Raw genomic sequence first — 11,229 nt, forward strand, 5'->3', positions numbered from 1 at the left:
AGATCTTTTTGCCCATGTGCGTTTGCCGAAAGGAAAAAATCACACGGGCAATTCAATCCGCCGGAGGCTTAACGGGAAAGGAACTTTCCCGTTAAAACACGCCTTACAGTTCTTGATTCCCCGCTGACCAAACATGCGGCTGGTTTGCGGCGGTTTCTGTGTTCTGTGCCATTACGCCGACCAACTCGTGGGGCGTATATAATTCTTCCAAATACTTAATTTCCTCATTGCTCAACCGCAATTCTGTTGCTTTCACCGCCCCTTGCACATGGCTTGCTTTTGTCGCGCCGACAACCGGCGCTGTGACTTTTGTTAAAAGCCATGCAAGAGAAATTTCCGTCATGGAAACACCATGGTGAAATGCCAGTTCCTCCACACGTTGGACAATCCCCATGTCGCGCTCCGCAGCGGCGTCATATTTGCCTTTCGCATACTCGTCCTCCATGAGCCGCTTGGAGGTCTCGCCGGGGAATTTAGAAAGCCGCCCGCCCGCAAGGGGGCTGTATGGCGTCAGGGCGATTTGTTCTTTTTGACAATAGGGATTCATTTCTTTTTCTTCCTCGCGGAAAATCAGGTTATAATGCCCCTGCATGGATATCAATTTCGCAAATCCCTCTTTTTCTGCAACCGCGTTTGCTGCTGCAAGCTGGGAAGGAAAGCAATTTGAAATGCCGATATACCGCGCTTTTCCAGCCCTTACAACTCGGTTCAGTCCTTCCATAATGTCATAAACAGGCGTGTTATAATCCCACATATGATAAATATACAAATCCACATAATCGAAGCCGAGATTGGCAAGACTGCGGTTTAAGCTGCGCTCAATATGCTGCTGTCCGGTAATCCCTTTTTGTATTTCCTCGGCTGTGCGGGGCAAGAATTTGGTTGCAATCACCACTTCGTCCCGTTTCGGCGCAAAATCCCAAAGAGCGCGGCCCAGATACTGCTCGCTTGTCCCGCTTTGATACGCAGGGGCTGTGTCAAAAAAGTTAACACCTAAAGAAAGCCCTTGTTTGATAATCATGCGTGACTGCGCTTCGTCAACCGTCCAGGTATGCTGTCCGTTTGCTGCGTCGCCAAACCCCATACATCCCATGCAGATGCGGGATACGGTCAGGTTTGATTTTCCTAATTTCGTATATTGCATATCGTTCACCTCACAATTCTTCCATCCGGCGTTTTCCCCAGCAGGGATTTCCGCATGCCACGGTGTTATCCGGAATATCCTGTGCCGCCTGCTTCTAATATGCCTCTGCCCGTATCGTACCGTCCAATGCCGGAATCCGTTCCGCACCCGATTCAATCCTGCCCAGCGGGATCAGCGACGACGAATAGCTCCAATCTTTGTAAAACAGCGCAAGATTTCCCCAGGGTGCATAAATGGTTAAATCACCGGTCTTCGGAGCCGTTCCAGGCGTAGTATTGGATATATCAATCTCCTCCGGCGGATAGGCAATCTTTTCTGTGTTGTTGTAATCGCTGAAGTTCAAATCCAGCGGCAGCATAGCTGCAAGATTTTTTGCCGCATTGTTCTGTTCCAGTTTAACGATGATATCGCCGTTTGCGGCAGCCAGCTTCATACGCATAAAAACCGCTTCCGTAAAATGATTGTCACGCAGCCACTCGTCAATCTGAGCCGTCCCCGTGGAGGACGTTCCGCGAAAACCGTCTGTCACCGTACTGTCCGGCGCTAATTCCCGAATTTTAGACAAGCTGCCGCTGATTCCTGTGGACCCGCTGGTGCAAAATGGCAGAATCGTTTTACCGGACAAATCGTAACTGTCTAAAAATGTACGCACAACCGGCGGACACTGCCCCCACCAAATGGGATAGCCCAGCAAAATTACATCATATTGCGAAACGTCTACTTCCAGCGGCTCGATGGCAGGGCGCGCATCGGAATTAAGTTCCTGATTTGCACGGCAGGAATTGTCATTGTAATTCAAGTCTGCACTTGTGTATGGCTCTGCCGGGATAATTCTTGCCAAGTCTGCTCCGGCTGCCTGCGCAACCGTTTCTGCCAATGTTTCAGTGTTCCCGGTTGCAGAAAAGTAGATGGTCAGTGCGTGAGCGTTTGCCGGTGCAGGTGGTTCTTCCGGCTCCGGTGTAATTACAGGCTCCTTTGTGGGTTCGCTGTTTGAAATCTCTCCCGTAACCGTAATGCGCTGTTCCTCACCGTTCCAATCCACATGAAAGGAAAATCGTTCTGCAATAAACCGAATGGGGAGCATCGTGCGGTCATTCATTGTGGCAGGCGCGACATCAAGGATATATGCTTCATTGTTGAAATAGGCAACGGGTTGATCCATGGTAAGCCTGATTTCGTTATTGTTATATCCAAGCACTGCTGTTTGCGCCGCTTCATCCCAAGAAACGGTTCCACCCATTGCTTCGATAATTGCACGAATGGGAACGAGCGTCCTGTCATTTACCACAACCGGCACGGTGCCTCTGCCGGGATCAATTTCCAAAGTGTTGCCATTTACCGTCATCATGGAATTTCCAATCTGCAAAACAACAGAGATATTTTCTTCTGCTGTTACATTTTCCGCTGCGCCGCTCGTCATGGAAAACAAACTGAGAACACAGCATAATGCCAATAAAACTGATAGAAATTTTTTCATCCTCGTAACCTCCTGAAAATAACATTTAATAACAAGCCTTTAAGACGTTTAGAATATCTTCGGCGGTCATATGCTTATATCCGCCGCCCTGTACGGTAGAGTTTGCAATCAAGGGAAGCATTGCCTCTGTTGCGCCAAGTTCCCGCAAAGTCTGCGGCAGACCCAGCTCCTCAATAAATGCGGTAAGTTTCTCAATCCCTGCGTTTGCTGCATCTTCTTTTGTCATGGTGTCAGTCGGAATCTCCCACACATTGTTCGCAAAACGGACAAATTTGTCCAATCCATATGGGGATATGTACTTATAATACGGTATGGAAATCGCCGCAAGCCCTGCGCCATGGGCGCAATCGGTATATGCGCCAAGCTGGTGCTCAATCATATGTACTTCCCAATCCTGCTCTTTGGCAAGGCCGGTGATAGTATTGAGCCCAATCGCAGCGCACCACATAATGTTGCTGCGTGCCTCATAGTCCTCCGGGTTTTTCAGGGCAATCCTTGCGCTGTGTATCAGGGAGCGCATCACCCCTTCGATGAGATAATCGGTGGTGTTGTCATCTGTGCCGGAAAAATACTGTTCCATCAGATGAGACATGGTATCAAAAATACCGCTTACCATTTGATATTTCGGAACGGTATAGGTGTATTCGGGATTCAAAATGGAAAACTTCGGATATACTTCCGGTGGATATACCCTGCCGTTTTTGAGCATTTTTTCCTCGTTTGTAATCACCGAGCCGCCGTTCATTTCCGAGCCGGTTCCCGCCATGGTTAAAACAGCGCCCACCGGCACAATCTCGTTATCCACGTCCTCAAAGTTGACCCAGTAGCGTTCCCACGGGTCGCCTTTGCAATAGGCGGACAGAGAAATCCCTTTGGCACAGTCAATGACCGAGCCGCCGCCAACCGCCAAAATCAAATGAACTTGGTGTTCGCGGACGAGCCTTGCGCCCTCAAGCATTTGTGTATAGGTCGGGTTTGATTTGATGCCGGAAAGCTCGACAACGGTTTTTCCTGCTTTTTGTAAAACAGCGGTTATCTCATCATAAAGACCGCTTTTCTTCACAGAACCCTTTCCATAAACCAGCAATACCGTATCGCCGTAGTTTGCAAGTTCTGCCGGCAAGTGTTCCAGCGCCGTCTTTCCAAAATAAATTTTGGTTGGGTTGTGGTAATAAAAGTCCAGTTTCATTGCTTATTTCCTCCTTAAACCGTTTCCATCCTACGCTTTGATAGGATGAAGAAACATTTTTTTGTCACACATGTTTTGTATATGTTCATTCCAATTTTCTTTTGCAATATCTTCAATAGACACAGAAACAAATTTTTTATCAATGCCCAATTCATCGGCTACAAACCTTTGTATTTTTACTGCCAGTTCTTTTTTCGCGGTATCATCCCGTCCGGGAATCATTGTAATATCAATATGTGGCATATCTCACCACCTCCTTTTTACTCGTTTCCTGCAATATGATTTTCTTTGAGCCAGTTGCTGATATCTTGGGCGAGGGAGGAACCGCCTGAATAATGAACGGACAAGGCGTCCCCCATAGCAGCGCTTGGCACCAGTTTCGAAATTGCGGTTAGGCTTTGCCCAAATCTGCCGCCTTCAATCAAAACAAAATTTTCCGGAAATTGCACATTCACTGCCTCCTGCATCCCATTCGTTACAGACGTATCTGCATTAGACGCTTTTTCTGCCTGATTACATGCCGCAAAAGAAAAAACGAGCAGGCAAGAGAGAAGTAACGAAAGATATTTTTTCATAAAGCAGCCCCCTATTTTGCAAGCCCAATCTCGTCCAGCCATGCTTTGACCGCATGTTCAGGATCAGACGAAGAACTGCTGCCGATGTGAAGCCCCTTTGTTACAGCCGCACCCGATTCAAGGCTTTTTATCTCATTTACCGTATTGGAAAGCCCGCTGCCCCCGCTGGTACAGAATGGCGCGATCGTTTTCCCCGATAGGTCATAGCTGTCAAAAAAGGTGTAAAGAATCATCGGCATGTCGCCCCACCAATTCGGGAAACCCACATAAACCACATCATACTGCGCGATGTTTTCAATGCTGCCGGAAATGGCCGGTCGGGCGTCTGCTCTTTGTTCCTCCTGCGCAAAATCCACAACCGTGTCATAATCATCGCTATATGGCGTTTGCGGGATGATTTCAAATATATCTGCATCCGTTTGGTTTTGAATGGATTTCGCGACATTTTCGGTATTGCCCGACCATGAGAAATAAACAACCAGTGATTTGGAAATGCCCTCCGTCGTTTCAGCAGAAACCTCTTGATTTTCCGGGTTCTCCGTAGGCACAGGGCTTGGCGTATTTTCTTGCGGTTCCGTCGAAGGAACCTCTTTGTTGGTTGTGTTGCTGCTGCAAGCCGCACCGGAGAGCAGCATTGTAAAAATCATCAGAAAAGAACATAGTTTTCTCATTTTCAAAACTCCTTTCAAAAATTTTATTTCATAATCCGCAAATGGATTTGTGTACTTGCTTGGGTAAATGGGCCGCTGTTTTCCAAAATATCAATCATGTTTTCAATTTTTTCAAAAAGCGCGGTGGTTCCCATTTCCTTTAAGGCTTTGTTTCGTTCCATATCATACGTGTTTCTTTCCCCTCTTTCTATTTTTGCTGGTTTCTTTGAATTTCAAACCGCAGATAATCCAAACGGTCTAATTGCCTTTCTCGAAAATGAATTTCATCCAGCGTTCCAGTTCTCTTGGTATTCAGCATATCTAATCTTTCTTTTTCTGTAGACGGGCCTGCATACAGCAGCTCCATATATTTTCTGACCTCGTCCTTGGTAAAGCCTATGTCATGGAGCGTCATAATGGTGCTTAAGCGCTCTATATCGCTGTCATCATAATTCCACATTCCCATAACCTTTTCCACCTCGCCGCACAGCCCCCAGCTTTCGTATTCCTTTAGAATGTTGATGGGAATATGGTAACGGTTGCTTGCTTCATCCATCGTCATTTCAATCACCTTTCCTTTGGTTATGCATAAAAAATATAGGCGCTCCTTTTCGGAACACCTATATTATATATCCATCTTTATGAAATGTCTAATACTTATAAACTATTATTAGAAATGCTTTTTAAGCATGCCTTTGCAAACTCAATAAACTCTGCTGTTGCGCGTGAGAATACCTGATCCTTTTTTCTGATGATAAACGAACTCGATTCAATTTTCGGCAATAGAGGAATAAACTTACAGTTATCATATGTACAGTTAAGCTTTACACAGATTGCAGCTCCCATTCCAGCTGATACAAGTGCCGACATATTATATAAAAGATTTCCTCCAGCAGCAATGTTTAAATCATTGGCATTGGTTCCGAGCCATTTGCCATACATTTCTTTTACCGGATCTCTTGAGGATATAATAATCGGAAAGTCTTTCAAATCCTCCGGTGTTAAAAATTCTTTTGCCGCAAAATCTGAATCGCTGCGCACGAGCGCGCCCCATACTTCCTTTTGATTTATTGAAATAAAATCGTACTTACCGATATTGATTGGTTCTGACACGAGTGCAATATCCAAAAGACCGCGCTCAATATAATCATGGATGTTGGAGGCGTTACCGCTGTAAATGGAATACTTTACAAGCGGATGCCTTTTATGAAATGCGCTGATAAGCTCGGATAAAAACGCCGTTGCCTGAAATTCGCCGCTGCCTATTGCAATTTCTCCAGTCAACATCTGCTCGCCGTGGTTTAAGTCCACTTTTGTTTTCTCGGCAAGCGCTATAATTTCCTGCGCCCTGCGTTTTAATATCATGCCGTCCTCGGTTAAAATGATGTGATGGTTGCTCCTTTGGAACAGCTTGACGCCAAGTTCTTCCTCAAGCTGCGCAATCTGCCGCGATAACGTCGGCTGCGTCACATGCAGGTTTTGTGCCGCCTTTGTGATATTTTCTTCTCTTGCAACCGCTAAAAAATAATTTAATACCCGAAACTCCATCCGCTTCACCACACAAAAAATAAAATTTTTTGTCGTCTTTAGAAAAACGCTGTTATGATATAATCATAACACAAAAATGCAATTGCTTCAATGCATTTCATTCAGATATATTTTCTGTATTTACGTTTTTTCTATTCTTAATTATCCGCTGTTTTATCGGCTGTGTCTTGTTCGCTAACAAAGCTTTTAACCAGTATAATATTCGGTTTTCCAAGACCTTGCCGCTTTTGCTCGATTAACCCAATTTCATTATCCAATTCATCCAGTAACTTCGCCGCTTTTTATCTTGCACACCTCAAACCATCAATAATTTCATCGAGTGTATAAATAATATATATGTTGATATCATCAAACCATCCGTTTTTAACAGACAGGCTCATACGATCCAGCATCAGACCATATAACACCTTTGCTACTGTGGATATGCTCTTGAAACGCTTGTCCTTAAACAAAATTTTTGGGATGCGATAAAAAGTAAATTGTTCGCTTTCATTGCCGTAAAAATATTCAAAAGTCATCAATCAAGGCTCCTTTCAAAAAGTCTTATATATAACAAAAGACAGCCTTTTTTCAAAGACTGTCTAATTGTTTTCGTATTTGGTTTTTTGTGTGTTTATCACAGAAATTTGGCAGTCATATCAAGACTCTTTCCTGCAAATGAAGTAAATAAGTAATAAATCTAATGTAAAAATCTGTGATGAATCCCACAGTATCATGTTTTTAGCTCATTGACTGTTTTTTTGCGAATCTATATTGAATGCACCGAAACACAATTTTCACCGCTCCAAATTTTCTTAGCTGTCCACGGGCTGTCTGCCTCTGTCCAAAATGGGTGCGATGCAGGAAGCCCCAGCGGCAAAAACACTGTTGTGCATAAATACAGGCTTCCGGTTGAAATATAGGGTTCACCAATCGCCGGCTGGCTGCCGCAAACGCCGATTTTAAGCCATCCTTCATGGTCAAAATTTTCAAACTGCATCACTTTTTGAATCACAGCGGTAAGGGCGCAGCGCACCTGTCCATAAGATAAATCCGGCTCTAACAGGTTCTGCAAAGCCGCCTGTGACAGCGCCTGAAACGCCCCGAACCGGTAGGCGGAAGACCGGCCGATTACGGGGTAAGAACCGTCTGGGCCGATTAGTCCCTCCAAAACCGAAGCATAATGGGAAAACCGTTTTTTTACGATTTCTGTAACCTCCGCCCAATCTTCATACTCATGCCCCACGGTGTTTAAAATATCCACCAGCATGGGCTGAATGACAAAACTGTTATAATAATCAAAATGAAACTCGTTTCCGTCGCCATAAATCCCGTCGCCCTTATACCACTGCATGTGCTGTTTCACGGCAAAGTCAATACGCATAGAATCCCAGTCTGCTTCTCCTGCATAATAGAAAAATGCTTCAATCATTGCCGAAAACAACAGCCAGTTATTGTGGTACGGTTTTCTGGTTCTTGTTTTTTTTAGCTGTAAAATCAAATTTTTCTTTGTCTCTTTCTCTAACGGTTCAAATAATTCCTCTGGAGCCCGCAGAAGACCGTGGCACAAAAAAGCCGCGTCCACAATGGGCTGTGCGCCTGTTTCAAAGTTCATAAAATCAGAACAGCCCGGCGTAACGGCATTTTTAATCGCCGACCTTGCGGCGGCTGCAAGCCCCTGCCGTTTTTGCTCCTCACCGCCCGTCAGCCCTTTGCACGCAAGCCACGACGCAATGCCGCAAAGCGTGCGTCCCAACGCTTCAAGATATGTATATTGCCCGCGCCCGTCATCTTCCTGCCTGCATTCTACAGGCATCTGTTTCTGCAAAGAATCCTTCTCCAGCGCGAAAATCACCGGGCCTGCAATTTTCAGCATGGTATCTACCCAATACGACCTGACTGTTTCCATAAATTCCGCCTGCTTTCATAAATAATCTGATATGAGCTAGCTTTTACTCTTCCAGATAGCGCCGTGCAATTTTTTCCACGCCGTCCCGCTCCCCTGGTGCTGCAAAATAGTTATCAGAATCCTCTTTGCTGATTTCTGTTTTTTGCGGATAAGGATAAACTGGGCGGCAAAAATCGTTATCGTCGCCGTTATGCCGAACGGCATACAGCACCTCAGGCGCAGCGCCTTGCTCCCGCCACGCTACCACAGCGTCCAAGGGGGCTTTTAACACGCCGTCTTCCTTATGCTTTACAAATTGCGCCCCCGGCCCCTCTGTGCCGTGGCCCATGCCGGGAATTAAAAAATACCGGGCAAAATCCATTGTCTGCATCAAGCCATTTTGATTTTCAATCACCCGTTCATAATAGCTGACTGCATCCTGAAACGGCACAAGCGGGTCTGACGAGCCCGAATACATAATCAGCTTGCCGCCGCGATTTTGAAAGGCGCGCAAATTCGCACTGTTGGCATTCACATGCCTTGCCAGCGCCTTTTGATAGACGTCCATATCACGGTCAAAGTCAAACTTCATGTAATCATAGTCTTTTCCGAACACCCACCGAAACACATAAAACAGCCCCTCTGCACCCTCTAACCTTTGCTGGCTTAAAATTCCCGGAGCGGTAAATTCGCTTCCAAAGGGCATGGGCGTATAAATGCGCTCACCGGTTCTTGGATTTTTCGGGCCTTGATAAATCCTTCGCAGGGCCATGATCTGTTCTTCCGTCAGCGACGCATCGTTTTTTCTTGCAAGGCAAATGATCTCTTCCGCGGCTGCTTCATCTGCACGGGGGTCTGGTATAAACGCGCCCGGCTTCACGCCGTCCTTTTTCTGTTGAAACCAATCTACTGCTGTTTTCGTTAAATTTTGAACCTGCTCTTTCGTAAACATATCGCTGCCGTCGGCTGTGTGCATTGCCTGATAGTTCCAAAGAAAATAGGCATGCAGCAACGTGCGGTTGTTGGCCGGCACCCCGGCGACAATTCCGTCATAGTCGTTCGGATACCGCTGCGCTAACGATAACGCCTGCTGGCCGCCTGTGGAGCAGCCTACAAAATAAGAAAAATCCGCAGGTCTGCCATAAAACTGCTCAAGAAGTTCCTTTGACACGGTCGTCATCAAATGGGTGGCGCGGTGTCCAAAATCCGCCCAGCGTTCCGGTTCACCGATTAAATCATCAACATCCGGCGAAGTGCCCATGTCGGTGTTTGCCACCGCATAGCCTTCCCGTACCCCGTCTGCCAGCGCTTCATAAGAAATACGCCCGGCGCTTCCGCCGTTTCCCGTGCCTAAAAATCTGCCGTTCCAGTTTTCTGCCGGCAGCCAGAGTTCCGCCCTGATAAACGATACGGGAGACGGCCGCATTACAAAGCGGACAGCACACAACTTTGGCAGCCGCTCAAACGTTCTGCCGTCCGGCAGCACTACCGTGCCTTGATCAGCCTCCACCGCTTCAGTAATTTCGCAGTTTTCAATCTTTATGTTTAAAAGTTCATTTATTTTTAACTTTTCCATCTTCGTCCTCTCTCTTTATCGATTATGGCGGAACAGCAACGGTCTTATTGCATCAATTCAGCTGCTTTTCTTAAATTTTCCACAGCCATTGAAGGCATTCTTCCCAAACCGTCCGGCCCCATGTTTAAAAGGTAATTCACGCCCAAACTGTTCAGCTTTTTCCGGTTTTCCGCTATGGCCTCAGGCGTTTTCCAGTTTTGGTCGTAATACCGAAATCCCCAGCTGTCGTTCATGGTTCCGGCTGTTTCATACAGGCCGTAGGGCGAAAATTTATAGCCGGCAAGGTCGTTCATGTTCTGGCTTTCCAGAGCCTCTTCCGGCGGCTCCTGAGGAATCTCGTTGTCCCCTAAAGACACATAGTCATAAGCCCCGTTGCCAATGCGGGAATTAATCAGGCAATTCGGCTGATAATGCTTTACCAGGTTGTTTAATTCCAGGCTCTGCGCCGGTGAAATGGTGTGAGGCACGTCGAACCAGATTAAACATAAATCTCCGTAACCCGTTAAAATCTCTTCCACCTGTGGCTTAATTTTCTCTGCAAAGCAACGGTCAAAATTCTTTTTTTCCGCGTCTTTAAAATCCCAGGAATTGTCCCACGACACGCCTGCGCAAGGCTCGTGGTTGGTGTAGCCGCCTCCGTTTGGCTCATGCCAGTCAAGCTCCTGGGAATAGTAAAGGCCGAATTTCAGCCCGTACTTATAACAGGCCTCCGCCAGCTCCGCCGTAATGTCCCGGCCAAAAGGCGTGGCGTCAACCACGTTGAACTTGTCCGCTTTTGAGTGATACATCGCAAACCCCTCGTGGTGCTTCGAAGTCATAACAAAATATTGCATTCCGCAGTCCTTTGCCAGACGAATCCATTCCTCTGCGTCAAAATAAATTGGATTGAATACACGTGTCAGTTCGTCATACGCGCGGTTGGGGATCGCGCAGTAGGACTGAATCCACTCCGCATACGTTTTGACCCGCGTTCCGCGGTATTCGCCGCCCAATACAGAATACAGCCCAAAATGAACCATCATTCCAAACTCCGCCTTGCGAAACCATTCTTTATTATCCATTTCACACAACTCCTTCATTTTGTTCTATTCAAAAATGACCTTTTGACAAATTTGTCAAAAGGTCATAATCAATTTGGCGGAGAGGGAGGGAACAAAAGTATGTGCAAATTCATAATTTTCAAATGTATAATAAAACTGATTA

The 11,229-nt window shown here is 46.2% G+C and carries 12 protein-coding genes and 1 pseudogene; all 13 read right to left on the minus strand.

The window, feature by feature from the left end:
• Window positions 1-103: 103 nt before the first annotated feature.
• Complete coding sequence (locus tag WIG73_RS03610; RefSeq protein WP_337399321.1) at window positions 104-1,144, minus strand: aldo/keto reductase; 1,041 nt, start codon at window positions 1,142-1,144, stop codon at window positions 104-106.
• A 94-nt stretch (window positions 1,145-1,238) separates the two neighbouring features.
• Complete coding sequence (locus tag WIG73_RS03615) at window positions 1,239-2,621, minus strand: flavodoxin (protein WP_337399322.1); 1,383 nt, start codon at window positions 2,619-2,621, stop codon at window positions 1,239-1,241.
• Window positions 2,622-2,646: 25 nt separating this feature from the next.
• Window positions 2,647-3,810: an iron-containing alcohol dehydrogenase gene (locus WIG73_RS03620; protein WP_337399323.1), complete on the minus strand. Its 1,164-nt coding sequence runs from the start codon at window positions 3,808-3,810 to the stop codon at window positions 2,647-2,649.
• Between the two features lie 30 nt (window positions 3,811-3,840).
• Complete coding sequence (locus WIG73_RS03625; RefSeq protein WP_337399324.1) at window positions 3,841-4,053, minus strand: tautomerase family protein; 213 nt, start codon at window positions 4,051-4,053, stop codon at window positions 3,841-3,843.
• A gap of 17 nt (window positions 4,054-4,070) precedes the next feature.
• Window positions 4,071-4,385 (minus strand): hypothetical protein, encoded by a 315-nt coding sequence (locus tag WIG73_RS03630; RefSeq protein ID WP_337399325.1) that lies wholly within the window; start codon window positions 4,383-4,385, stop codon window positions 4,071-4,073.
• A gap of 11 nt (window positions 4,386-4,396) precedes the next feature.
• Entirely contained in the window at window positions 4,397-5,056 is a 660-nt protein-coding gene (locus WIG73_RS03635; protein WP_337399326.1) for a flavodoxin, read from the minus strand.
• Between the two features lie 23 nt (window positions 5,057-5,079).
• Complete coding sequence (locus WIG73_RS03640; RefSeq protein WP_337399327.1) at window positions 5,080-5,217, minus strand: hypothetical protein; 138 nt, start codon at window positions 5,215-5,217, stop codon at window positions 5,080-5,082.
• 26 nt (window positions 5,218-5,243) lie between these two features.
• Window positions 5,244-5,597, minus strand: coding sequence for a MerR family transcriptional regulator (locus WIG73_RS03645; RefSeq protein WP_337399328.1), 354 nt, complete (start codon window positions 5,595-5,597; stop codon window positions 5,244-5,246).
• Between the two features lie 95 nt (window positions 5,598-5,692).
• The gene (locus WIG73_RS03650; RefSeq protein ID WP_337399329.1) at window positions 5,693-6,583 is read right to left on the minus strand and encodes a LysR family transcriptional regulator; all 891 of its coding nucleotides are present in this window, start codon (window positions 6,581-6,583) and stop codon (window positions 5,693-5,695) included.
• 167 nt (window positions 6,584-6,750) lie between these two features.
• A pseudogene (locus WIG73_RS03655) lies at window positions 6,751-7,101 on the minus strand (replication initiator protein A); the annotation flags it as partial.
• Window positions 7,102-7,331: 230 nt separating this feature from the next.
• Window positions 7,332-8,471, minus strand: coding sequence for a DUF2264 domain-containing protein (locus tag WIG73_RS03660; protein ID WP_337399330.1), 1,140 nt, complete (start codon window positions 8,469-8,471; stop codon window positions 7,332-7,334).
• A 43-nt stretch (window positions 8,472-8,514) separates the two neighbouring features.
• Window positions 8,515-10,026: a tannase/feruloyl esterase family alpha/beta hydrolase gene (locus tag WIG73_RS03665; RefSeq protein WP_337399331.1), complete on the minus strand. Its 1,512-nt coding sequence runs from the start codon at window positions 10,024-10,026 to the stop codon at window positions 8,515-8,517.
• Between the two features lie 44 nt (window positions 10,027-10,070).
• Complete coding sequence (locus WIG73_RS03670; protein WP_337399332.1) at window positions 10,071-11,087, minus strand: alpha-L-fucosidase; 1,017 nt, start codon at window positions 11,085-11,087, stop codon at window positions 10,071-10,073.
• Window positions 11,088-11,229: the final 142 nt, after the last annotated feature.

The organism is Congzhengia sp. (assembly GCF_037235575.1).
GTDB lineage: Bacteria > Bacillota > Clostridia > UBA1381 > UBA9506 > Congzhengia > Congzhengia minquanensis.